Consider the following 23,088-nt stretch of genomic DNA (forward strand, 5'->3'; position numbering starts at 1 on the left):
GACCAATGGGGGACGGCGGGGCTGGTTGAATTGAGTTGTTATACTATAACATAAAAACACCTGGATCCTGAACCAAGCCACCCCCTTGAAACGAGCCGTAATCGAAGCGGCCGCCCGATGAGGATATACCTGATGCCCAATCGTCTTCCTGTAACCGTCCTTTCCGGATTCCTCGGTGCCGGTAAAAGCACGTTGCTCAACCACGTCCTGCGTAATCGCGACAATCTGCGAGTTGCCGTGATCGTCAACGATATGAGCGAGATCAACATCGATGGCAGCGAAGTCCAGCGCGATGTCACCCTGAGTCGTTCCGAAGAGAAACTGGTGGAAATGAGCAACGGCTGCATCTGTTGCACGTTGCGCGAAGACTTGCTCGAAGAAGTCGGCCAGCTCGCCAGAGAGGGGCGTTTTGATTACCTGCTCATCGAATCCACGGGCATATCCGAACCGCTGCCAGTGGCGGAAACATTCACCTTTCGTGATGAAGAAGGCCGAAGCCTGGCCGATGTGGCGCGACTCGACACCATGGTGACGGTGGTCGACGGGGTAAATTTCCTGCTGGATTACCAGGCCGCCGACAGCCTTGCGTCACGGGGCGAAACCCTGGGTGAGGAGGATGAACGCTCGATCACCGACCTGCTGATCGAACAGATTGAGTTTGCCGACGTGATTCTGATCAGCAAAATCGACCTGATCAGCCAGCATGATCGGGAAGAATTGATCGCGATTCTGCAGCGCCTCAACGCCCAGGCGCAGATCATTCCCATGGTCATGGGGCAGGTGCCACTGGGCAGGATCCTCGACACGGGCCTTTTCGACTTCGAGCGCGCGGCCCAGGCGCCTGGCTGGCTACAGGAACTACGTGGTGAGCACGTGCCAGAAACCGAGGAATATGGCATCGCCTCGACCGCCTATCGGGCACGTCGGCCGTTTCATCCCGAGCGGTTCTTCAACTTTATCGACCGTCCGTGGCCCAACGGCAAACTCCTGCGTTCCAAAGGTTTTTTCTGGCTGGCCAGCAAACCTGAGGAGGCGGGCAGTTGGTCCCAGGCCGGCGGCTTGATGCGGCATGGCTTCGCCGGGCGCTGGTGGCGGTTCGTGCCGAAAAACCGATGGCCGCAGGATGAGGAAAGTACAGCAGCGATCATGAAGCACTGGCTCGCCGCCACGGGCGATTGCCGGCAGGAGTTGGTGTTCATCGGTCAGGACATCGACTTCAGTCAACTCACCGCCGAACTGGACGCGTGCCTGCTCACCGACGCGGAAATGGCCCTCGGCGTTGAAAACTGGCGCTTGTTGCCGGATCCATTTGGCCCATGGCATGAAGAGGTCGCAGCATGATGCTGGCGCCCAGTCTTAAGAGGGCCACGCGAGCACGACAGGCCCACGGTGATACGCCAGGGATCTTCACGCAGATCCTGGAAGACGGCACCAACCTGGCGGTCTGGCAGCGTCAACTTCCCGCACACATCAGCGATTTTGCGGCCATGGTGTTGGCGATGGACCAGCCGCTGGCAGAATCACGGGTGCTCGACCTGCCGGAAGAAGATACCCCGCCGGCGCTACAGGGCCTGGCGGCAGGCTTCAGCGACCTGCAAGGCTACGAGGGCTTCATCGCCGATGTCACCTGGCTGGTCAGTGCGTTTGCCTGCCTGTTGGGTGCGCAACGTGTCGGCTTGCGCTTGCGCACGCTGGACAAGGCAATGTGCCCGCGCTTTCACGTTGACCACGTGCCGGTGCGGCTACTGACCACCTACGCCGGAGTCGGCAGCCAGTGGCTCAAGGAAGGCGCCATGGACCGCCGTCGCCTGGCACAGCCTGAGGCCGAACCCGTTGATCCGCAGGTCATCCAACAGTTTTGTTGCGGTGATGTCGGGTTGCTCAAAGGCGAAAAATGGCACGGTAACGAGGGGCTTGGCTTGATCCATCGCTCACCGGAGCCCGCGCCGGGAGAGTGTCGGTTGATCCTCACGCTGGATTGGCTGGCCTAAGGTTTGAGCCAAGTGCCCTGGCTTTGCCCTTCGCAAAATGGCTGCAGATAAGCGGCATCGGTCGCTACGCCGTAATAGTGAATATCCTGGCGGTAAGGCATATTGGCGACCTGGGCGTTGCTGCAAACGCCGAACGCGCCGCCAGGGCATTGATCGACGTACTGCACCTCGACCTTCTGGCCGGCAAGGTTTGGCTGGCAGAAGCCCTCGGCAAACAGCTTCTGCGGAATGCTGCGGTTCTGCTGGCAGACTTTCACATCGAGCCGTTCCGCCTGGCTGTGAACCACACAGGCTTGCGCCAGTGCCTGGTTCGACGTCAGTGCCAGTAACAACCAGCCGATCATTCGCATTTTCACCTCCATCGAAAGCCGTCGATTATGTTGCAGCACATCCCCACCCATGTCATCGCCGGCCCCTTGGGCGCCGGCAAGACCAGCCTGATCAGGCACCTGTTGGCCCAGCGCCCGGCCAATGAACGCTGGGCGGTGCTGATCAATGAGTTCGGTCAGATCGGCCTGGATGCCGCGTTGCTGACCCAGGCTGGCGATGGTATCGCACTGGGCGAAGTGGCCGGTGGCTGCTTGTGCTGCGTCAACGGCGCGCCGTTCCAGATCGGTCTTGGGCGTTTATTGCGCAAGGCCCGCCCGGATCGGCTGTTCATCGAACCCTCGGGCCTGGGTCACCCGGCACAATTGATGAGGCAATTAAGTGAAGCACCCTGGCTCGGCGTGCTGGCGGTGCAACCCTGCGTGCTGGTGTTGGATGCCCGGGCGATGGCCGACGGCAAGCCCCTGCCCGACGCGCAGCGACAGACCCTGGCGGATGCCGGGCTGCTGGTGCTGAACAAGTCCGAAAGCCTCACACAAGCCGAGCGCGACCAAGTGACGGCGCAACTCTCGGGGCGTGCGCTGTACTGGACACAACACGCTGCGCTGCCGATCAAGCGATTGCCAGGCCATGCGGCTCGGGGCAGTGGGGCTGTGGATAACTTGAATCTACCCAAGAGCCTGGGCCAGATACCGGCCATCTGGCCCGACCCGACACAACCGATCTGCCTGTATCAGCAGCAGGAAGGTGGCTGGAGCATTGGTTGGCGCTGGCACCCAAGCCAGCCATTCGACGCAGCGGCGCTGACGCGCTGGCTACAAGGCCAAGACTGGAAACGGGCGAAGATGGTTATCCACAGCCGCGACGGTTGGGTTTCAGCCAATGCGTTGGAGGGGGAGGCACTGGGCTGGCAAGCCAGTGAATGGCGCCAGGATTCTCGGATCGAGCTGATTTTCGATCAGCCGCAAGACGTTGATCGCCTGCAAGCCGGTCTGGCGAATTGTCGGCATCGCTGAGTCAGCGCTGTTTCAAGGCTTCCACTTGTTGTGTTCCTGGCGCCACTGGCTCAACTCGATGACCTCAGCCCTGGGCCGGGTCTGGACCGCTTCAATTGGCGGTGGCGGGGCTTCTTCGAAGGGCATCGGGTAGGGCGCCAGCTCGATGTGCGCGCTGTGGGCGCCAAACTGGGTAATGGTGCCCAAATGGCGGCTTTCACCGGTGACGGTGAATTCGAAGGTGTAGACGCGTGCCAGGCGTCGTCGTCCGCTGGCATCCTTCACGAAACCGATTTTTTTCAGCGCTACGTTGCCGTCCAGCAGCTCGATCTTGAGGTTGGCACAATGCTGCATGACCCTCGCCAAGGCCCGTTCGCGCAAGCCATGGTTGTGCCACAGCCAGGCGCCGCCGGTAGCCAGCAGCATCAGCACGAAAATATTTCCAAGGGTCAGCATGAACGAAGTGCTCCAACAAGTTGCGGTCAGCTTAACTGTGTCGCTGGTCTGTCGTACAGGCTGCGTTTAGTCGCATACTGCGCGGCTTGAATTTCAATCGTTTTACGGAAACTTCCCGCATGAAACGTACACCTCATCTGCTTGCCATCCAGTCTCACGTGGTATTCGGTCACGCTGGCAACAGCGCGGCCGTATTTCCGATGCAGCGGGTCGGGGTGAACGTATGGCCGCTCAACACCGTGCAGTTCTCCAACCACACCCAGTACGGGCAGTGGGCCGGCGAAGTGCTCGCGCCAGAGCAGATCCCAGCCTTGGTAGAAGGCATCGCGGCCATCGGTGAGCTGGGTCAATGCGATGCGGTGCTGTCCGGTTACTTGGGCAGCGCTGCCCAGGGGCGGGCGATTCTGACGGGCGTGGCGCGGATCAAGGCTGCCAATCCCAAGGCGCTGTACCTGTGCGACCCGGTCATGGGGCATCCAGAAAAGGGCTGCATCGTGGCACCCGAGGTAAGCGAATTTCTCCTCGAAGAGGCCGCTGCCGTGGCAGACCTCATGTGCCCGAACCAACTGGAGCTCGACAGCTTTTCGGGACGCAAGGCGCAGTCTTTATTGGACTGCCTGGCCATGGCCCGGGCGTTGCTGGCCCGTGGGCCGAAGGCGGTCCTGGTCAAGCACCTGGCCTACCCCGGCAAACCCGATGACAGCTTCGAAATGCTGTTGGTGACCGCCGAGGGCAGTTGGCACCTGCGCCGTCCACTGCTGGCCTTCCCGCGTCAGCCGGTGGGCGTGGGTGACCTGACGTCAGGGTTGTTCCTGGCGCGGATATTGTTGGGCGACAGCCTGGTGGCCGCGTTCGAATTCACCGCTGCGGCGGTGCATGAAGTGCTGCTGGAAACCCAGGCCTGCACGAGCTACGAGCTGCAACTGATCCGCGCCCAAGACCGGATCGTCCATCCACGGGTACGGTTCGAGGCTGTGCCGATCAATATGTGATCAAACAGGGCTCACCCAGGTGGCAGCGAGCCCGCTCGCGATAGCGGCGGCGCAGCCGTCGTAAACCGTTTGGCCCTGCCGGTCAGACGATGGAATCGAGATCCAGCACGTAGGGTTTACCAACAGCGTACCCGTGAGCGCCGCAGATCAATTCACTGTCGTCATCCAAGGGCGGCGCCATAGCCAGCGGCTCGGCCACTCGGTTTTCCGGGTGGGCCTGCCAGCGAGCCAGGTTGTGTGCCAGTTGTTCGGGGCGTTCCGACAAGCTCCCGTAAACGTCTTTTTCACTGACCGACGCGGTGTGCAGCGTCGCCAGGCGCGCACGGGTGCTGTGCAGCTTGTCGACCTCACGGATGAGCGCAATGTTGATCGATCTGTCGCTACGACCATTGGGTGCTGCTCGTCCAGCCAGGTAGCGCTCTTCATCGCGCAATTGTTGGGTAACCCGCGTCAGAGCATGATCGATCCATTCATATTCGCGTTTTGTCACCAGTGTGCTTGCGTTGCTGTGCGCTTGCTGCCAGCGGCGCAAGGTCGCCCAGCAAGCGGGAATGTAGCTGGGGAGCATGAAGTGATCGCCGGTCTGGATGAGTTGCGCCAGTAATGCCGGACGGTTCGGTAGGCCATGTTTATGCTTTAGGGCGACTTCGCAGGCGGCGTGTTGGGTGATGGTGTCGCAATGGGGCATCCACAGGATCGAAGAGCGTTCCTTGCGATCGAACTCCACCGGCAGGAAGTGCCGCAAGATGCCGTGGTGTTCGTAGGGCTCGCCCGCCCAGTTAGTGATGCCCGCCACGAACACGGAAAGGCCGACTGGTACGTTGGCGAACGTAAGGGTCAACCCTGTGCCATAAACACCGCCCTTGGTATTCATCCAACTGCCGGGCACGCTGGGTATCGGGTCGTTGTGGTTGACCATTCGGTAATGCACCAGGGCTTCGGCGTTTTTTGTGAAGGTGGCGTCGGCGGCTCGGGGGGCGCCATAGGTGTAGAGCTGGAGGGTGTAGCCTTCCGGTCTGCGCCGCAGCATCTCTGAAAGTAGTAACGCCACCGCGCCTCCCAGGCTGTGGCCGCAGATCAGCAGTTTTTGCCCTGCGTAGAACCTGTCCAGATAACTCGTCACGAAGGCCGCAGTTGTTTTGGCGGCGCCATAGAACCCTCGGTGCACCTGGCCGACCCCTTCTTCAAACGGTACTTGGAGCGCATCGGCGTCGCGCAGGAAGTCTGCGGGTTGCTGGGTGCCACGTACTGCAATCAGGATCAGTTCGTCGTTGTGGGTGATGTAGGCCTGGGTATCAGTGCTTTCTTCTTTGTCGGTGTCATCGAGGAAATGGACTTTGGCGGGATGCTCCTGATGTACACCCAATTGCGGATCGTTGACCGCGTAGAGGGCCGGGTCGAACGGCACGATCTCCAGGCGTTTGGAATAGGGCACCTCCTCGTACAGTGGATAGTAGGGTTTTGTTTGTTCCGGATAGAACTTCCCGAGTTCCTCGAACTTCGCCAAGGCGTCGGCGAACCAGTTGCCCACGCTTGGTTGCTCGGTGAAGCTCACCGGTGTTTTTATCGGAGCTTTGTCAGGCGTCTGGCCGAAGGGGCAATAGGTCAAGGTCGACATGAGCGCCAATTGGTACAAGTTGAGCGCACAGAATTCGGGAGCGGTGGACAGCATGGGCCGCAAGGCGCGCAACGGTCGAACTTCAAGCACCGTGTGTTTTTGCGGCATCAAGGTCACGCCGAGCTTGCCATGCTCGCCCATCAGACGTGCCGGCCCTGCAGGGAGTGGATAATGGCGGTACACCTCGGGAGGCAAATGCGCGACGTACTTGACCAGGTGCCGTACTTCCACTTGGAAGAAGTCGTCTGCACAGGCTTGTGCGGGATTTTCCCGGGTGCGCGTGGCGTTTGGGTTCAGGTAACGGGTTTGCTCGGCGCGGACTTGTAGTTCGGTGATCTTGAGAGGGTAGTGCGGTCTTGTTTGTAGAAATGAGTAGACCTCTTCAAACCCCTGATACGTCTGATCAAAAAGCAGGGCAATTGGTCCTGCATAGTGGTTGCTAACCTTGCCGACACCCATGACATCCAGGTTGCCAGGGTATTTTTGTCCTTCTGAATCGGTAGCGACATAAGCCAGCCCTGCATAAGGCTCACCAGAGCCAAACTCATCGACGAGCTGAAAACTGCTCCACTTACCCCCCACAGGGCAGGTCAGATTGCGATGGCTCAGCCGTGACTCCAATTCTTTTTGCAATGACGTCATACGCGGATCTCCTTATTCCGTACAACCGGGGTAAATAGTGCATCTCTGTCCGTCGGGCATTTGAAAACCGCTGAAGTCCTGGTAATTGCCATAACAAAATGCGTACTGGTCCTCAAAGTGCTTGCCCAGGCAGCGTTTCCAACCGTTAGGCACTTTCACCCAAGTGTCTCCAATGGCGGGTCTTTCCTCGTCCGCCAATTTGATTTTCATCCTCACGGTCTTACCCGGCAGTTGATCCAGGGTGTACGCCGAGAAAGGACGCCCACGCCCAAGCTCGCCCTGTGGGTTGGTTTTTTTGCAGTCGAGGATTTTTCTGAGAATGCGGGGCTTGCCTGAAGTACGGAACAGCCACTGGCATTGGCCGTAAAAAGTGCTTTCACCCGCTTCGCTGAACATGCCTTTGTATTGCGCTTCCAGCTCATCGCGAATCACCACGTTGGCTGAATCGTGACTGATATCGCTCCAGTCCTTGCCATAGGCGGAATAGATTTCGAGCTCAATGCGGCTGATCACCAGGGGGCAACCCATACGGGTTCGGCGAATAACGATTTCGGAATCAGGCTTGTACGCCTTACGCCACTCCCTATTGAACACAGGCGCTTTGTTATACCGGGTCTCGACGGTACAGGTTTCACCTGGCGCAGGTACGTAGTACACCGCAGCTTCGTAGGCAAAATCGGGCGGCAAATCTGCCGTAAAAGTAAACGTGTTCGGCTGTGTGTTGACGCACCCCGCCGACATCGCCAGACCGCTCAAACTTGCAATGCGCAAAACCTGTTTCATAGCGGCGCATCTCCCTGCCAGAACGCCGCCATCAGGCGCACCCGTTCAAAATGCTCATCGGGACTTTCAGCTGGGCGAACTTGCCAGTACGACACCGGAGTATCGGTGGGTGCTTGCAGGCGCTGAGTCAGCAAGAACTCCAACTGCTCAGGTGCTTGCCAGTGCCAGGCCTCGGCCTGATCGAGCGTGGCACGCAACCACACCTCCGGGTCCTGTTGCTCGGCCAGTGTGGCGAAGGCCAGGACATGCTCGGCCAGCAGGAAGCGGCGGGCATTGAGGAGGCGAGTCTGCATCGCTTGTTGCGGGGTAACAGGCACCTGCAGCCAAAGAGGAAAATCGGGCACCGGGTATGTCCCAGGGGCCGGGTTATAGGTGCTTGACCAGCGAGTGCCCTGCCAATAGCAGACACTGATCGCTGGCCCAAGGTAGGCCGGATAGGCTTCAACGGGCAGGTGCTTGAGCGCCCGGGCCAAGACACGGTTGTCATGGAAGCGGTACAACGCCTGATGGGGGCGCTCTCCGATGACCAGCCGTTCACGCCAGTGCTCCACCAGCGTTGGCAGGCCCCCTTTTGGAAGGCTGGCGAGCCATCCCCAGTGGCTGTCCGGCCGGTTGAGCAATTCATTGATGTGCTCGTCGCCGGGCCGATCGAAGGTGAAGACAAAGGGCCCGGCGTCAGCGAGATCAGCGACCAGCGTTTGGCCGTACACGCTCAGGTACTGGTCGGGGCGACTGTTCTTGAGCATTGCCTGGCGCGTGTGGTGTTCATTTTCTGAGTCCAGGACGACACACAAGGCGTGGCCGAGGCGTTGCTGTTCGATCAACCATTGATGGGGGAATGAGCGAGTCATGCGGCGGCCACTTCCGTTGGGCAGAGCCCTCCGCGGCAGGCCTCGCAGATCGGACAAAAATCCAATCCCGCTGCTTGGCTGGCCGTTATCAGCGAGCGTTGAGTGGGGGCGAACACTGGGGCTGGCGCCGCCAAGGGATCCGTCAAGCCAGGCGCAAATGATGAGGCGGTGGCGCCGACCATGGGGGCGCCGCCGAGCTGGATTTCACTGCTGCTGTAGACACCGCTGTGGTCGATCACGATGTGCTGGCCTCCGGCTTTCAAACTGAGGGTTGCACCTGCTTCAAGGACCACATGAGCGCCTGCCTTGATCTGTATTTGCTGTCCGGTCTCGACCACCAATGTCTGATCGACGCGGGTGTGGCGGTTGGTGACGCGCAGGTAGTCATTGCCTTCGACTTGGACCGTGCGGTCGGCGGCGGTGGTCCGATGTTCCTCGGCGTGCAGGATGGTGAAGCTATTGCCCTTGATGGTCTCCCGCCGCTCGTTACCAATCTCCAGTCGGCTGTCGTTTTCGATCTTCTGTTCCATGTCACGCTGGGCACGCAGATAGATCAGTTCCTGACCGGCGCGGTCTTCCAGGTGCAGCTCGTTGAAGCCTTTGTTGCCCGGCGAGCTGCAAGAACGAAACACGGTGCGGGTCTTGTGCGCAGGCAACGGGTAGGGCGGAGCGTTGGCGCTGTTGGTCAGGCATCCGCTGATCAAGGGCTTATCGGGATCGCCTTCCATGAAGGTCACCAACACCTCCATGCCCACCCGTGGGATCGTGACGCCCCCGTAGCTGTTGCCCGCCCAATTGGAGGCGACTCGTAACCAACAACTGCTGCCATCGTCGAAGTGCCCCGCACGATCCCAGAAAAACCGGACCTTGACCCGGCCATACGGGTCGCAGTGGATCTCTTCATCCTTGGGCCCCGTGACGATTGCCGTCTGGCTGCCCCATACACGTGGTTTTTGGTAAACCCGCTGCGAACGAAAGACCGCATCCCAAGGCGTGGCAACGAAGTGATTGCGATAGCCCTGATAGAAATGATCCGCAGTCCTGCCAGTGTCGCTGGGCGTTATTTCCTCAAGCACCTGCGGCTGTTTGCCTTCGTGATGCACTTCGGTCAGGAGCCATAGATCATTCCATTCCTGGCGTGGGTGCTCACTCAAGCTCAGGAAGTGCCCCGTCATCAGTGCTGGCTGATTACTCTTTCCTTCGGCTTGGCAGTAGTCGGCGCGATGGCGTTCCAAGGCGCGGCGGCTCAGCGACTTGCCGCGTTTTTCCTGGGTAAAGTCACCGGGATAATCATAGGCCTCCAAGTCTGGCCTATTTTTTTTGATACCAGGCTGACAGCTAGTCTCCAGTAGGAATGTCGATTTCTTGAAATCGTAATCACGGCGCGTGACGCGACTGGTCCGGGTCTCCAGTCGCAGGCCAAATCGATGGATGACCGGTTCCTCGCTAGCCATGCCGCTGCCGTGTTTGTAAACAGTGCGGCCTTCAAGTCGGGGAAAGACGGTCTGGTCATCACCAAATACCAGGTAGTGACCGGAGTCACTGTGCTGGAAGTGATAATGCAAGCCTTCTTCGTGACACAGGCGCTCGATGAAGTGCAAGTCAGATTCGCGATACTGCACGCAGTAGTCACGAAGCGGATAACTTGCACTCAACTGGAAGCGATGAGCATCGGTGAGGATGCCGTGTTCCTTGAGGATCAATGTGATGATCTGCGGCACGCTGACCTGTTGAAAAATGCGCTGGTTAGTGCGGTGCTCCAAGTAAGCCAGTCGTGGAGCCACTCTTATTTTGTAATGCGTCAAGCGTTTACCGCTGTCACCTTGTTCAACACGATAAATCAGCCCGTGAACACCGTGCCCCTGTTTATTGAATGCAAGAAATGCCTGCTGGTTTAACAAGTTCTCCAAGTCCATATCGCGTTGTTCACTGACGAGCTCGATATCGAACGAATAAGGTGTGCTGATGGCTTCGCAGCCTTCGAAGGCCAACACTTGAAGGTCATATTCGAGGTCAGGAATGGTGAGATGGAAGTCGTGTAAATCAGGGGTGTGGAACATTCGAGGGTCCTTGGGCGTTGGCTTTGACTCCTGATTACATTGAAGCAGTCCTGCTGGGTGCGTGCGCAGAGGCCCGTAAAAAAAGAAAAGGATGTAGGAGTTCTCTTCGCAGCAAGTAAGAGTTGAGAGCGAAATGATTTGAAGTGGTTTTTAGGAGGTTCGATTGTGTATTCAGCCTTGACAGAAAAAACTTTCGCATTGGGGATTTTCGAAGGGGTAATTTTTTGGAAAAAAGGAAAGTTCCTACTTTTTTATGTTTAAAACCTTGGCATGCTTCGCAGCGTTCGGTTGATTGAGGGCGATGTGAGTTTTGTGGGTATGCCTTGATTGCACTTTTGCGAAACTTCCTACAAGCGAAGCCGAACATTTACCTTGATTAATCATGTCGCCAAAACTACCCGTGTCACAAACTGAACTGTTCTTAACAGGGTCGTGAATGTCGTATTCCGGAAAACTGTCCGCCCATTATCTGGCTCTTGCCAAAGCTCCCATTTCCCAAGAGGACTTTGCGGGGGCAGACGTGCGTTTTTCGAATGAATACGAGGCGTTGGAAAGCGAGCTGGGCAAAGCCCAGTCGATGCACGAAAGCGGCCAGGTCGACTGGCTGAAGATCCGTGAAGGATGTGAAGCGCTGTTGCGTACCCAGTCGAAGGATCTGCGGGTGGCGGCCTGGTTGGTTTGGGCGCTGTATCAGCGTGAGTCTTTCCAGGGGCTGTTGGCCGGCCTCTGTCTTTTGCAGTACTTGTGTAAAGACCATTGGCCTGAGATTCATCCGGCCAAAAGCCGAACCCGTGCGGCCAGTATCAATTGGTTGGTGCCACGCCTGGAGCAGGCGTTGGGCGATGACGTGGCGATCAAGGAGCAGTTGCCGCTGTTCCGTCACCTGACGCAACAGCTTGAGGGGCTCGATGCTGCTTGCACCGCCCACTTGGGTGATGACGCTCCTCTGCTACTGCCGTTGTGTCGACGCCTCAACACAATGATCCAGCGTGCCACTGACAACCTGCCGCAGGCGGGTGCCCTCGGGACGGTAGTGGCTCAGGTGAAGCAAGTTGCCACCCAACTGCTCACGCCCGGCGCTCCGATCGAAAACGAAAAAGAAGCCCACAAGGCCTTACGCGCCCAGCAGGAAAGCGCGGCTTCGTTATGCATCTGGTGGCTCAAGCAAAAAGCGACCGACGTTCGCGCCCTGCGTCTGAATCGTACTTTGACCTGGCTGACCATTGACGTCATGCCCGAGCGCAACGCCGAGCAGATCACGCCGCTGCGTGGGCTGCCGGCGGACAAACTCAAGGCTTATCAGGACAGCCTGCAACGGGGCGATTACGCGAACCTGCTTGTGGAGATCGAGGCCAGCCTGGCGAAGGCACCGTACTGGCTCGATGGCCAGAGGCTTGCCTGGGAGTGCCTGCAAGGGCTGAATGCCGAGTTGGCCATGCGTGAAGTGGAGGTCCATCTCGCACTATTCATCCAGCGCCTGCCGGGCGTTATCGAATTGCGCTGGCATGACGGTGTGCCGTTCGCCGATCCGGCCACCCGGGCCTGGATCGCTGCCCAGGTCATGCCTCACCTGCAAAGCCCCGGCGCGACACACGAAGTCGATGTCATTCACAACGATGCGCCTTGGGAGCTGACGCTGGAAGAAGCCCAGTCGATCCTGCCCAAGGATGGCCTCAAGCCCGCCGTCCAATTGCTCAGGCAAGGCATGCAAAACGCCCTTGGGGCACGCGAGTGTTTCCTCTGGCGGTTCGCGATGGCTCGCTTGTGCTTCTCGGCCAGGAAATACGAACTCGCCAAAGTCCAGCTGGAGGCCCTCGACCAGACACTGCAACACGCAGGCCTGAATACCTGGGAGCCCGCCCTGGAGTTGCAGGTGCTGCATTTATTGCACAGCTGCTGCGATTTATTACCCCAGAACCACTCCATACGCGAGTGCAAGGAAGAAACCTATCGCAGGTTGTGTCACCTCGACCTCGAACGGGTCATTGAATAGGCCTTCGGGTCGCAAATTGTAAGGAGAAAGTCATGGCCAAAGAAGGCTCAATCGCCCCCAAGGAACGCATCAACGTCACCTTCAAGCCTGCCACTGGCGGTGCCCAGGAAGAAATTGAACTGCCATTGAAACTCTTGGCGATCGGTGATTACACCCACCGCAGGGACGAACGCAAGATCGAGGACCGCAAGCCGATTGGCATCGACAAGATGAGCTTCGACGAAGTGTTGGCCAAACAGGAGCTGAACCTGACCCTGAGCGTACCGAATCGTCTTCAGGAAGGGAGCGAAACTCAAGAGTTGGCCGTACAGCTGCGTGTGAACTCGATGAAGGATTTCAACCCGGCGAGCCTGGTCGAACAAGTGCCGGAGCTCAGCAAACTGATGGAACTGCGTGGCGCCCTGGTTGCGCTCAAAGGGCCATTGGGTAACGCACCGGCGTTTCGCAAGGCCATCGAGGGCGTACTCGCCAATGACGATTCCCGCCGCCGCGTACTGGATGAGCTGGGTCTGAACACCACAGCGAAGAGCGCTTGATTCTTTCAGCCAAGGAAGCCGAAACATGAGTACCCATGCAGTACAGAAGCAGGGCCAGAACAACGCCACCATTCTTGAAAGCATCATCGCCCAGACTCACCTGACTCCGGACGATGACGCCTACGACATTGCCAAGCGCGGCGTGTCTGCGTTCATCGAAGAGCTGCTCAAGCCGCAAAACAGCGGTGAGCCGGTCAAGAAGGCCATGGTAGACCGCATGATCGCCGAGATCGATGCCAAGCTCAGTCGCCAGATGGACGAAATCCTCCACCACCCGCAATTCCAGGCATTGGAGTCGGCATGGCGCGGTTTGCAACTGCTGGTGGACCGCACCGACTTCCGCGAAAACATCAAGATAGAAATGCTCAACGTTTCCAAGGACGACTTGTTGGACGACTTCGAGGATTCGCCAGAAGTCATGCAGTCAGGCCTGTACAAGCATATCTACACCGCTGAATACGGTCAGTTCGGTGGGCAGCCGGTAGGAGCGGTCATCGCTAACTACTTCATGTCCCCAAGCTCGCCGGACGTGAAATTGATGCAGTACGTGTCCAGTGTCGCCTGCATGTCCCATGCGCCGTTCATCGCAGCGGCCGGTCCGAAGTTCTTTGGCCTGGAGAGCTTCACTGGTCTGCCGGACCTCAAGGACTTGAAAGACCACTTCGAAGGTCCGCAATTCGCCAAGTGGCAGAGCTTCCGTCAATCGGAAGATGCTCGCTATTTTGCTCTGACCGTCCCGCGCTTCCTGTTGCGCAACCCCTATGATCCGCAAGAGAACCCGGTCAAGGCGTTCGTCTACAAGGAAACCGTTGCCAACAGTCACGAGCACTATCTGTGGGGCAACACCGCCTATGCATTCGGTACAAGGCTGACCGACAGCTTTGCCAAGTTCCGCTGGTGCCCGAACATCGTCGGTCCTCAAAGCGGTGGCGCGGTTGAAGACCTGCCATTGCATCACTTCGAAAGCATGGGCGAAATCGAAACCAAGATCCCGACCGAAGTGCTGGTGTCCGACCGGCGCGAATACGAATTGGCCGAGGAGGGCTTCATCTCCCTGACCATGCGCAAAGGCAGTGACAACGCTGCGTTCTTCTCTGCCAGTTCCGTGCAGAAGCCGAAGTTCTTTGGTATCGGCGCCGAGGACAAGCATGCAGAGCTGAACTACAAGCTTGGCACTCAGTTGCCATACATGATGATCGTCAATCGGCTGGCTCACTACTTGAAGGTCCTGCAGCGCGAGCAATTGGGGTCATGGAAGGAGCGCACGGACCTGGAGCGCGAGCTCAACAACTGGATCCGCCAGTACGTGGCCGACCAGGAGAACCCTAGCGCCGAAGTCCGTGGTCGCCGTCCGCTGCGTGCAGCGAAGATCATTGTCAGTGACGTGGAAGGTGAGCCTGGCTGGTATCGCGTTGGCCTGAACGTACGGCCTCACTTCAAGTACATGGGCGCCGATTTCACGCTGTCGTTGGTTGGCAAGCTGGACAAGGTGTAGGCGCGCTCATGACGTATGGCAGCCTTTTCGAGCGCCTGGCAGGTGATTCTGAAAAGCGCGCGGGTTTGAACCGCGAGGTTTGTGTCGTGACATCGGTGGCTGCGCATCTGGCCAAGATGCTCAGCACCCGGGCGGGTAGCGTGCAGACACTCTCCGATTATGGGCTGCCGGACCTCAATGACATGCGCTTGAGCCTGCACGACGCGAGGAGTCAGGCCCGCAAGGCGATCGAGATCTTCATCAAGACCTACGAGCCACGCCTCAGAAATGTCTGTGTCGTTTCAATGCCCAGTAACGCCGATCAACTTCGCCTGTCCTTCAGCATCGACGCTTTGCTGGACGTGGAGGGGGTCAGGCGGCAGGTCAGCTTTTCCGCATGCCTGGACGGCAGCGGCCAAGTCAAGGTCAGACAAGGATAGCCATACATGTCGTTCAATCATTACTACCAGAGTGAGCTGACGGCGCTCCGCCAGCTGGGTCGGTGTTTCGCCGAACGTAACCCAGCGCTGGCCCCCTTTCTGGGGCAGGCCGGACGGGACCCGGATGTGGAGCGGCTACTGGAGGGGTTTGCCTTTCTGACCGGGCGACTGCGCCAGAAGCTCGATGACCAATTGCCGGAGCTGAGCCATTCGCTGATGCAGCTATTGTGGCCGAACTACATGCGGCCATTGCCAGCCTTCAGCATCTTGCAGTTCGATCCGCAGCGGCGATCCGGCCCCGCGTTGCGGGTGGAACGCGATACGCCGGTCGAAAGTAAACCTGTCCAGCAGGTGCGTTGCCGTTTCCTGACGTGTTACCCGACCGAGGTGCTGGCGCTTGATCTGACCAGGTTGAGTTATTCAGTGAAAGGGGATGGGTCGCTGTTGAGCCTGCGTCTGGAGATGTGTTGCGACGGTCATTTGGGCGAACTGCAACTGAGCCATTTGCGTCTGCACCTGACCGGCGAGCGTTACATCAGCCAGATGCTCTACATCAGTCTGTTGCGCAACCTCGAGGGTATCGAGCTGATTCCGCTGGACGGCGCTGGCGCAGCTTTGCAGGCGGCAGACGGCAGCCCAATGACGTTCAGGATCCCAGCCGCTAGTGTCCAGCCAGTAGGCTTTGCCGAAGAGGAAGCGCTGATCCCGTATCCGCTGAATACCTTTCGCGGCTATCGCTACCTGCAGGAATATTTCGCTTTCCAGGACAAGTTCCTGTTCGTCGATATCCATGGCCTGGACGTGATCAACATTGCACCGCACAGCAGTGTCGAACAGATGCGGGGCCTGGAACTGCGCTTCGATATTGGCAAAAGTGGTATCCAGCGGATGCGTCCGACACTGGATAACATAAAGCTGTACTGCACGCCGATCGTCAATCTGTTCAAACATGACGCGCAGCCGATCCGCCTGGACAGCAAACAGGACGAATATCTGCTGCTGCCGGCCGATTATGACCAGGAGCACTGCGGCGTGTTTTCGGTCGAAAGCGTCACTGGCTGGAACCCCGGCGGCCTGGGTTATCAGGCCTATGTGCCGTTCGAATCCTTCGAGCATGATTCAAGCTTCGATGTGCCCCACAGCAGACCCTACTACAGCGTTCGTCAGCGTCCTTCATTGCTGCACGGTGGCCTGGACACCTGCCTGGGCTTCGGTGTCCGCCACACTCACCTCCATGAAACCCTGTCTATCGAGTTGATGTGCACCAACCAGAACCTGCCGCGCCAGCTAAAGCCGGGTGACATCGACCAGCCCGGTGAGAAAAGCCCTGAATCACTGAGTTTCCGCAACATAGGTCCGGTCACTTCGAGCTTCGCCCCTCCGCTCAATCGCGATTTCCTCTGGAAGCTGATCAGCAACATGTCACTCAACTACCTGTCGCTGGCGGACGTCAATGCGCTCAAGGTGATTCTCGAAACCTATGATTTTCCGCGTTACTACGACGAACAGACAGAGAAGGTCAGCAAGCGTTTGCTGGACGGGCTCAAGTCGATCAGGCACCAGCATGTCGACCGTCTGCACCGGGGCTTGCCGGTTCGTGGCTTGCGCACCGAGCTGACCATCGACCCGCAGGGTTACATCGGCGAGGGCGACCTGTTCGTCTTCGCGTCGGTCCTCAACGAGTTTTTCGCGCTTTATGCCAGCCTCAATTCGTACCACGAACTACGGGTGAACAGCACACAAGGAGAGGTCTACCAATGGACACCCCGCATGGGCCAGCAGCCGCTTCTATAAGCGTGCTGACACGAGGGATACGCGAGTACTCGCTATTTCAGGCCGTGTTGTTGGTCGTTGATCGGCTGCGCGAGGCTCATCCAGCGCTCGATGATGACGCGCTGTATGACCGGCTGGAATTCCGAGCCAACCCAAGCCTGGGGTTCCCCGCCAGCGACATTGATCGTGTGGAGTTTTTCGAAGAGCACGGCCAGGTGCGGGCGCGCCTGAGCATGAATCTGGTCAGCCTGGTAGGGGCAGGGTCGCCGCTACCGGCGTTCTATGGTGAACAGGCCTTGGGGGAAGGGGATGGCAATCCGACGCGCGACTTTCTCGACGTTTTCCATCACCGCCTTCAACGGCTGATGCTACCGATCTGGCGCAAGTATCGTTATTGCGCAAGCTTTCAGAGCGGTGCTCAAGACCCGTTTTCCGAGCAGCTGTTTGCGCTGATCGGCCTGGGCGGCGAAGACATTCGCAAGGCCAGCCAACTGAACTGGAAGCGTCTGCTGCCGTACCTGGGCCTGCTGAGTCTTCGTGCTCATTCGGCGGCTCTGATAGAGGCCGTGCTGCGTTATTACTTCAAGCATGCCGAACTGAACCTTGAACAGTGCATCGAGCGGCGCGTGGACATCCTTGGCGAACAGCGCAATCGCCTGGGGAGCGCCAACAGCCTGCTGAGCCAAGACCTGGTGCTCGGCGAACGGGTGCGCGACCGCAGCGGCAAGTTCCGGATCCATATCAGCGAACTGGATTGGCAGCGTTTTCACGAATTCCTGCCCATCGGCACCGGTTACCAGCCGTTGTGCTCGCTGGTGCGATTCACCCTGCGTGATCCCCTCGAATATGACATTCGCCTGGTCCTGCGCCAGCAGGAAATTCGTGAGCTGTGCATGGGTGAACAGAATACCTGTCGCCTGGGATGGACCAGTTGGCTGGGGCACGAGCGCGCCGATGGCGTAGTGATCCTCGGCAGCAAAATTCACTAGGAATGGATGACATGATCAACGTAGACCTTCAGCAACTGATTCAGGCATTGGACGCCGAAACCAGGAGCGATCTGGAGCGCTCGGCCGAGCAATGCATCGCGCGTGGCGCAGACAAGGTCCTGGTGGAAGACTTGATGCTGGGCTTGCTGGAGCGTCCGCAAGGCCTGCTCGCGCGAGCCTTGCAAGATGCCCAGGTCAGCGCGGGTGAACTGAGCGCCGCCCTGCAACCACGGATGGGGCACAGTGCTTCGCGCAACCCGGTATTCGCCCCAGCGCTGGTGCAATGGTTACAGGATGCCCTGCTGGTGGCCAATCTCGAGCTGGGCCTTAGCCAGGTCGGACAAGCCGCGTTGATCCTGGCGTTGCTGCGCAACCCGCTTCGTTACGCAGGGAGTGCTTATCATGCGCTGCTCACCCGGCTGAATATCGATCGGTTGAAAGATTTCGCCTTGTCGCAACAGGCTCAACCGGTCGCCGATCAGACCGCCAAACCGGGCGACTCCCTGCTGGCGCGCTTTACCCATGACCTGACTCGGCAGGCCCGCGAAGGCCAGCTCGACCCGGTGCTTTGTCGCGACGGTGAAATCCGGCAGATGATCGATATCCTCGTTCGTCGCCGCAAGAACAACCCAATCGTGGTCGGTGAGGCTGGAGTGGGCAAGACCGCCATCGTCGAGGGGCTGGCGTTGCGCATCGCCGCAGGGGAAGTACCGTCAGTGCTCGAAGATGTCGAGCTGCTTTCGCTGGATATGGGGCTGCTGCAGGCCGGCGCCGGCATCAAGGGTGAATTCGAGCGTCGTCTCAAGGGGGTGATCGACGAGGTCAAGACTTCGCCGAAATCCATCATTCTGTTCATCGATGAGGCCCACACCTTGGTTGGTGCGGGCAGCAGCGCGGGGGCCGCCGATGCGGCCAACCTGCTCAAGCCAGCCTTGGCCCGGGGCGAGCTGCGCACGATCGCGGCCACTACCTGGACCGAGTACAAAAAATACTTTGAGAAAGACCCAGCCCTGGCCCGTCGTTTCCAACCGGTGCAATTGCACGAGCCCACTGTCAGCGAGGCGGTGACCATCCTGCGTGGCCTGGCCCGCGTCTACGAGAACAGTCACGGCATTTACCTGCGTGATGACGCGGTGGTCGCGGCGGCGCAATTGTCGGCCCGCTACCTGGCTGGTCGTCAGTTGCCAGACAAGGCTGTGGATGTACTGGACACCGCCTGCGCTCGCGTACGCATCAGCCTGGCCGCTGCGCCGCAAAGCCTGGAGCGAATACGCAGCGAGCTGGCCGAAGGCGAGCGTCAGCGCCAGGCGCTGCGCCGTGATGGGCAGGCCGGTTTATCGATCGATCTTCAGGCGCTAGAAGCGCTGGAGGCCCGCCTGGAGGCCATCGAAGACGAGTGCCGAGCGCTGGAAACCCAATGGACCGAGCAACGTATTCTTGCGCAACGCCTGTTGTCGCTTCGTCAACAATTGGCCAGGGCACGGGAATCCGAGCAGGATCAAACCCACGGTGTCGAAGCCCTGGAAGCGGCGCTGCATGAAACACACGGCACGTTGGTGGCTGCGCAGGCTCAGGAGCGCTTGGTCAGCTTCGAAGTTTGCCCGCGACTGGTCGCCGAGGTCATCAGTGCCTGGACCGGTGTACCGCTGGCGCAACTGGCCCGAGAGCACAATTTGAAAGTCGCCAGTTTCGCGGCGGACCTGCGTGCGCGTATTCGTGGTCAGGAGCCAGCTGTACAGGCGCTTGATCGCGCGATGCGTGCCGCCGCCGCAGGCCTGAACAAACCCGACGCCCCAGTGGGCGTGTTTCTGCTGGTGGGGCCCAGTGGCGTCGGCAAGACTGAGACGGCGCATGCCCTGGCCGACTTGCTCTATGGCGGTGATCGTTTCATCACCACGCTCAACATGACTGAATTCCAGGAGAAACATACCGTTTCGCGGTTGATCGGCGCACCGCCGGGCTACGTTGGTTTTGGCGAAGGTGGCATGCTCACCGAAGCCGTGCGGAAAAAGCCTTATTGCGTGGTGCTGCTCGATGAAATCGAAAAAGCCGACCCGGATGTGTTGAACCTGTTCTACCAGATATTCGACAAAGGCTTGGCCAACGATGGGGAAGGGCGGGAGATTGATTTTCGCAATACCTTGATTCTGATGACGTCGAACCTGGGCAGTGAGCGCATCGACGAACTGTGCGAAAACGGCGCACACCCGAGCGCCGAAAGCCTCGAAGAGTCCATTCGCCCGATCCTCAGTAAACATTTCAAACCCGCTCTGTTAGCCCGCATGTGCGTGGTGCCGTACTACCCGGTCAGCGGGCCGGTGTTGCGTGAGCTGGTGACGATCAAACTCGACCGCATGGGCGAGCGGCTGCGCCGTCGTCACTTGGGCTTCAGTTACTGCGGCCAACTTGTGAACCATCTGGTCGCGCGTTGCAGTCGCAATGATCGCGGCGCACGACTGATTGACCAACTGCTTGACCTGCACCTGATGCCGCTGGTTGCCGACCGGTTGCTCGCGGCCATGGCCGGCGACGAACAGCTGCGGCATGTACACGCCGTGCTCAACGGCGATGCCAGCATTGCGTGTGAGTTCTCCTGAGGTGGGTGCGATGTTCAAGAAACTCTCGCAACCGCTGGACTATGCCGAGGCACTTTTGGCGCAGTTTTCCAACCTTTCACGCTTGGTGGACGGTGCTGAGCTGGTGGGGAATTTCATTCAGGGGGTTGCGCGGCTCAGTGGCTGTGAACTGGTGCAGTTGTACCTGCTCGATGCCACTCGCGCCCGCCTGGAAATGAACACCGAGTATCTGGAAGGCCTGGTGCAATTTCGTGACCCGCAAAGCCTGTCCTCCGATTATCACGCTGAGCAATTGTTGCAATTTTCCCTACGCCAGAACCGTGTGGTATGCCTCGGCGCGCTAAGTGACAGTGTGCACGAAACCCGTTTTCTGCCCGCGCGGGCCACACCATGGCAGTCGCTGCTTTGTGTGCCCCTGGTCGACCCGCAGGATGAGGTTGGTGGCTTGTTGTTGTGCGCCAGCAATCAGCACCTCGACTTGCATGGGGTCGCTGAATCCCTGGGACGTCTTGGGACCTTTGCACTTGGTCAGATGCATCTGTTGCAGCGCCTGCGCGGTCCTGTCGACGAGTCGGTGTCCGATGCCACAAGCTTGCCGAGCGGTATCAGTTACGGCCTGATCGGCAAGAGCGTCGCCATGCGCAAGACCTGCTCGTTGCTCAGTAAAGTACTGCATAGCCCCTATACCGTCCTGCTGCGGGGTGAGACCGGTACCGGCAAGGAAGTCGTGGCCCGGGTCCTCCATGATTACGGTCCGCGTCGATCCAAGGCGTTTATCGTGCAGAACTGTGCGGCGGTTCCCGAGAACTTACTGGAGAGTGAGCTTTTCGGCTATCGCAAGGGCGCGTTCACCGGTGCCGACCGAGACCGTGCCGGGCTGTTCGACGCGGCCAACGGCGGCACGCTGTTGCTCGATGAAATCGGCGATATGCCGTTGTCCCTGCAAGCGAAGTTGTTGCGAGTGTTGCAGGAAGGGGAAATCCGACCGTTGGGTTCCAACGACACTCACCATGTCGACGTGCGCATCATTGCCGCCACTCATCGCGACCTGAAGCAGTTGATGGAGGAGGGCAAGTTCCGCGAAGACCTGTATTACCGCCTTGCGCAGTTTCCAATTCAGTTGCCAGCGTTACGTCAGCGCGACGGCGACATCATCGAGCTGGCGCGGCATTTTGCCGACAAGGCTTGCACACTCCTGAGGCGCGATCCGGTGCGCTGGTCAGACGCGGCACTCGATCACCTGGCTGCCTACGACTTCCCGGGAAATGTCCGTGAACTCAAGAGCATCGTGGAAAGGGCCGTGCTTTTGTGCGAGAGCGGCGAATTGCTCGTCGAGCATTTTGCGCTGCACATCCAGACCCCATCCGAGCGCGGCCGCGTGAACCTGCGTGAGCGGATGGAACAGATAGAACGTGGCCTGTTGATCGATTGCCTGCGCGAGAGTGCAGGCAACAAGACACGTGCCGCCCGCGAACTCGGCCTGCCGCTGCGCACGCTGATCTATCGTCTCGCGCGCCTGAACGTTCAGCGCAGTGATTTCAATGATTGATCCTTGCCCCTCATACCCATCCCAGCCGGCCCTTCATTACTGGAGAAGTTTCCATGCCTTTCTTTACCTGGCGAACCGTTCTGCTGACGCTCCTGATGTCATTCACCCTCGGCGGTTGTAGTGGCAACTACAAATTCAACGACAGTGATTATCGCCCTCTGGGTGATCCACAGGCGATCAATCGCGGCAAGTGACCCAAGGAACCGTTAAGAGATGGATCTTGTTTTTGAAATGCTGAACGCCAACCAGTTCGTCCCTGTACAGCTGTGTCACAAGACCTTCGGGCCGGGCGGCGGAGTAATAGGACGGGGCGAGGGTTGCCATTGGATGATCCCCGACCGCGACCGCCTGCTGTCCAAGTGTCACGCGCAGGTCAGCTTCCGTGAGGGCGCGTTTTTCCTGACCGACACCAGTGGTAACGGTACGACCCATCGCGAAAGCGGCGCGCGCCTGCCTAAGGGCGAACCGGTCCGGATACAGGACGGAGACGCCTACATCATGGGTGATTTCGAGATCCTGGCGCGGCTGGTCGCCGGGCCGTCGAACAGCTTTGCCGAAGTCAGCCGCTCAATGCCGGTCGACAGTCTTATTCCCGACGATGCCTTCCTGGAACTCGACCCGCTCAAAGCGCTGGATCAACAGGAGCGGCTCTCGCTGGACATCGACGAGCTGATAAATCCTACGGCGGTACCACCGGACACCCTTGGACGTGCGGATTATGCGCGTATCGACAGGGAAAGCCTGCTGTTGCCGGAGCTGGTCGAAGAGCCAGTTGAACCAAGGCCTGCGCCCGTCCCGCCCACCAACGCTATTGATCATTCGCATGACGTTTTTTGGCAGCGCTTCGGTACCGCCTTGGGCATGGATCTCGAAGGCCTGGACAGCGAGGCCCGCGAAGGTCTGGCGATCAACGCAGCGCTGTTGCTCAAGCAAAGCATCCAGGGTTTGCAACAGAGTCTGGGTACTCGCTCGGAGCTGAAAAGCGAACTGCGCCTGGCCCAGACCTATGAAGAACAGGTTCGTCTGATTGCCGGCCTGCAAAT

The 23,088-nt window shown here is 59.0% G+C and carries 19 protein-coding genes and 1 pseudogene; 14 read left to right on the plus strand and 6 right to left on the minus strand.

All coding sequences use genetic code 11. The features are described from left to right. Nucleotides 1-132: 132 nt before the first annotated feature. Nucleotides 133-1,341 (plus strand): zinc metallochaperone GTPase ZigA, encoded by a 1,209-nt coding sequence (gene zigA / locus GN234_RS18710; protein ID WP_176688898.1) that lies wholly within the window; start codon nt 133-135, stop codon nt 1,339-1,341. Continuing rightward, nucleotides 1,341-1,991, plus strand: coding sequence for a DUF1826 domain-containing protein (locus GN234_RS18715; RefSeq protein ID WP_176689606.1), 651 nt, complete (start codon nt 1,341-1,343; stop codon nt 1,989-1,991). Before zigA ends, GN234_RS18715 begins: the two co-directional genes overlap by 1 nt. Here the strand turns inward: GN234_RS18715 and GN234_RS18720 are convergent. Then, nucleotides 1,988-2,341, minus strand: coding sequence for an NADH:ubiquinone oxidoreductase (locus GN234_RS18720; protein ID WP_109752782.1), 354 nt, complete (start codon nt 2,339-2,341; stop codon nt 1,988-1,990). The two genes, GN234_RS18715 and GN234_RS18720, sit on opposite strands and share 4 nt — an antisense overlap. A gap of 27 nt (nt 2,342-2,368) precedes the next feature. Between GN234_RS18720 and GN234_RS18725 the strand changes: the two genes are divergently transcribed. Further along, complete coding sequence (locus tag GN234_RS18725; RefSeq protein ID WP_176688899.1) at nt 2,369-3,334, plus strand: CobW family GTP-binding protein; 966 nt, start codon at nt 2,369-2,371, stop codon at nt 3,332-3,334. A gap of 12 nt (nt 3,335-3,346) precedes the next feature. On the opposite strand, the gene GN234_RS18730 is transcribed toward GN234_RS18725, so the two are convergent. Then, nucleotides 3,347-3,769, minus strand: a complete 423-nt coding sequence (locus tag GN234_RS18730; protein ID WP_116833775.1) for a DUF3301 domain-containing protein — start codon at nt 3,767-3,769, stop codon at nt 3,347-3,349. A gap of 119 nt (nt 3,770-3,888) precedes the next feature. On the opposite strand from GN234_RS18730, the gene pdxY reads away from it, so the two are divergent. Further along, the gene (pdxY, locus tag GN234_RS18735) at nt 3,889-4,761 is read left to right on the plus strand and encodes a pyridoxal kinase PdxY (RefSeq protein ID WP_134926504.1); all 873 of its coding nucleotides are present in this window, start codon (nt 3,889-3,891) and stop codon (nt 4,759-4,761) included. 82 nt (nt 4,762-4,843) lie between these two features. Here pdxY and GN234_RS18740 read toward each other — a convergent pair whose 3' ends face one another. From GN234_RS18740 to GN234_RS18755, 4 genes are read right to left on the minus strand one after another with little or no spacing between them, the layout of a single operon-like run. After that, on the minus strand, nt 4,844-7,021 hold the full coding sequence (locus GN234_RS18740; protein ID WP_176688900.1) for a lipase family protein: 2,178 nt from the start codon (nt 7,019-7,021) through the stop codon (nt 4,844-4,846). Between the two features lie 12 nt (nt 7,022-7,033). Then, complete coding sequence (locus GN234_RS18745) at nt 7,034-7,804, minus strand: hypothetical protein (RefSeq protein WP_109752777.1); 771 nt, start codon at nt 7,802-7,804, stop codon at nt 7,034-7,036. Continuing rightward, nucleotides 7,801-8,655: a DUF4123 domain-containing protein gene (locus GN234_RS18750; protein ID WP_163856084.1), complete on the minus strand. Its 855-nt coding sequence runs from the start codon at nt 8,653-8,655 to the stop codon at nt 7,801-7,803. The genes GN234_RS18745 and GN234_RS18750 overlap by 4 nt, the downstream gene beginning before the upstream one ends. After that, entirely contained in the window at nt 8,652-10,715 is a 2,064-nt protein-coding gene (locus tag GN234_RS18755) for a type VI secretion system Vgr family protein (RefSeq protein ID WP_176688901.1), read from the minus strand. Before GN234_RS18755 ends, GN234_RS18750 begins: the two co-directional genes overlap by 4 nt. A 436-nt stretch (nt 10,716-11,151) precedes the next feature. On the opposite strand from GN234_RS18755, the gene tssA reads away from it, so the two are divergent. The 10 genes and pseudogenes from tssA to tagH all read left to right on the plus strand — a co-directional run. Beyond that, complete coding sequence (gene tssA / locus GN234_RS18760; protein ID WP_176688902.1) at nt 11,152-12,708, plus strand: type VI secretion system protein TssA; 1,557 nt, start codon at nt 11,152-11,154, stop codon at nt 12,706-12,708. 32 nt (nt 12,709-12,740) lie between these two features. Beyond that, nucleotides 12,741-13,244 carry a type VI secretion system contractile sheath small subunit gene (gene tssB / locus GN234_RS18765; RefSeq protein WP_176688903.1) on the plus strand — a complete coding sequence of 168 codons (504 nt, stop codon included), beginning with the start codon at nt 12,741-12,743 and terminating at the stop codon, nt 13,242-13,244. A 25-nt stretch (nt 13,245-13,269) separates the two neighbouring features. Beyond that, nucleotides 13,270-14,739, plus strand: a complete 1,470-nt coding sequence (tssC, locus tag GN234_RS18770) for a type VI secretion system contractile sheath large subunit (protein WP_109752773.1) — start codon at nt 13,270-13,272, stop codon at nt 14,737-14,739. Nucleotides 14,740-14,747: 8 nt separating this feature from the next. Next, nucleotides 14,748-15,158, plus strand: coding sequence for a type VI secretion system baseplate subunit TssE (gene tssE, locus GN234_RS18775; protein WP_109752772.1), 411 nt, complete (start codon nt 14,748-14,750; stop codon nt 15,156-15,158). A 6-nt stretch (nt 15,159-15,164) separates the two neighbouring features. After that, nucleotides 15,165-16,952 carry a type VI secretion system baseplate subunit TssF gene (tssF, locus tag GN234_RS18780; RefSeq protein WP_176688904.1) on the plus strand — a complete coding sequence of 596 codons (1,788 nt, stop codon included), beginning with the start codon at nt 15,165-15,167 and terminating at the stop codon, nt 16,950-16,952. Then, nucleotides 16,916-17,920, plus strand: coding sequence for a type VI secretion system baseplate subunit TssG (gene tssG, locus GN234_RS18785; RefSeq protein WP_176688905.1), 1,005 nt, complete (start codon nt 16,916-16,918; stop codon nt 17,918-17,920). The genes tssF and tssG overlap by 37 nt, the downstream gene beginning before the upstream one ends. An 11-nt stretch (nt 17,921-17,931) precedes the next feature. Continuing rightward, nucleotides 17,932-20,517 (plus strand): type VI secretion system ATPase TssH, encoded by a 2,586-nt coding sequence (gene tssH, locus GN234_RS18790; protein WP_163856113.1) that lies wholly within the window; start codon nt 17,932-17,934, stop codon nt 20,515-20,517. 10 nt (nt 20,518-20,527) lie between these two features. After that, a complete protein-coding gene (locus GN234_RS18795) occupies nt 20,528-22,045 on the plus strand; it encodes a sigma-54 interaction domain-containing protein (RefSeq protein ID WP_116833768.1) in 1,518 nt (505 codons plus the stop codon). A gap of 53 nt (nt 22,046-22,098) precedes the next feature. Beyond that, nucleotides 22,099-22,239, plus strand: coding sequence for a type VI secretion protein (locus GN234_RS18800; RefSeq protein ID WP_109752768.1), 141 nt, complete (start codon nt 22,099-22,101; stop codon nt 22,237-22,239). 19 nt (nt 22,240-22,258) lie between these two features. Continuing rightward, nucleotides 22,259-23,044 (plus strand): annotated as a pseudogene (tagH, locus tag GN234_RS18805) (type VI secretion system-associated FHA domain protein TagH); the annotation flags it as partial. Nucleotides 23,045-23,088: the final 44 nt, after the last annotated feature.

The organism is Pseudomonas bijieensis, from assembly GCF_013347965.1.
GTDB classification, from domain to species: Bacteria; Pseudomonadota; Gammaproteobacteria; order Pseudomonadales; family Pseudomonadaceae; genus Aquipseudomonas; species Aquipseudomonas bijieensis.

Bases quoted from the DNA above. Each gene is read 5' to 3' on its own strand.
- zigA (WP_176688898.1), top strand. From the start codon at position 133: ATGCCCAATCGTCTTCCTGTAACCGTCCTTTCCGGATTCCTCGGTGCC.
- GN234_RS18715 (WP_176689606.1), top strand. From the start codon at position 1,341: ATGCTGGCGCCCAGTCTTAAGAGGGCCACGCGAGCACGACAGGCCCAC.
- GN234_RS18720 (WP_109752782.1), bottom strand. From the start codon at position 2,341: ATGCGAATGATCGGCTGGTTGTTACTGGCACTGACGTCGAACCAGGCA.
- GN234_RS18725 (WP_176688899.1), top strand. From the start codon at position 2,369: ATGTTGCAGCACATCCCCACCCATGTCATCGCCGGCCCCTTGGGCGCC.
- GN234_RS18730 (WP_116833775.1), bottom strand. From the start codon at position 3,769: ATGCTGACCCTTGGAAATATTTTCGTGCTGATGCTGCTGGCTACCGGC.
- pdxY (WP_134926504.1), top strand. From the start codon at position 3,889: ATGAAACGTACACCTCATCTGCTTGCCATCCAGTCTCACGTGGTATTC.
- GN234_RS18740 (WP_176688900.1), bottom strand. From the start codon at position 7,021: ATGACGTCATTGCAAAAAGAATTGGAGTCACGGCTGAGCCATCGCAAT.
- GN234_RS18745 (WP_109752777.1), bottom strand. From the start codon at position 7,804: ATGAAACAGGTTTTGCGCATTGCAAGTTTGAGCGGTCTGGCGATGTCG.
- GN234_RS18750 (WP_163856084.1), bottom strand. From the start codon at position 8,655: ATGACTCGCTCATTCCCCCATCAATGGTTGATCGAACAGCAACGCCTC.
- GN234_RS18755 (WP_176688901.1), bottom strand. From the start codon at position 10,715: ATGTTCCACACCCCTGATTTACACGACTTCCATCTCACCATTCCTGAC.
- tssA (WP_176688902.1), top strand. From the start codon at position 11,152: ATGTCGTATTCCGGAAAACTGTCCGCCCATTATCTGGCTCTTGCCAAA.
- tssB (WP_176688903.1), top strand. From the start codon at position 12,741: ATGGCCAAAGAAGGCTCAATCGCCCCCAAGGAACGCATCAACGTCACC.
- tssC (WP_109752773.1), top strand. From the start codon at position 13,270: ATGAGTACCCATGCAGTACAGAAGCAGGGCCAGAACAACGCCACCATT.
- tssE (WP_109752772.1), top strand. From the start codon at position 14,748: ATGACGTATGGCAGCCTTTTCGAGCGCCTGGCAGGTGATTCTGAAAAG.
- tssF (WP_176688904.1), top strand. From the start codon at position 15,165: ATGTCGTTCAATCATTACTACCAGAGTGAGCTGACGGCGCTCCGCCAG.
- tssG (WP_176688905.1), top strand. From the start codon at position 16,916: ATGGACACCCCGCATGGGCCAGCAGCCGCTTCTATAAGCGTGCTGACA.
- tssH (WP_163856113.1), top strand. From the start codon at position 17,932: ATGATCAACGTAGACCTTCAGCAACTGATTCAGGCATTGGACGCCGAA.
- GN234_RS18795 (WP_116833768.1), top strand. From the start codon at position 20,528: ATGTTCAAGAAACTCTCGCAACCGCTGGACTATGCCGAGGCACTTTTG.
- GN234_RS18800 (WP_109752768.1), top strand. From the start codon at position 22,099: ATGCCTTTCTTTACCTGGCGAACCGTTCTGCTGACGCTCCTGATGTCA.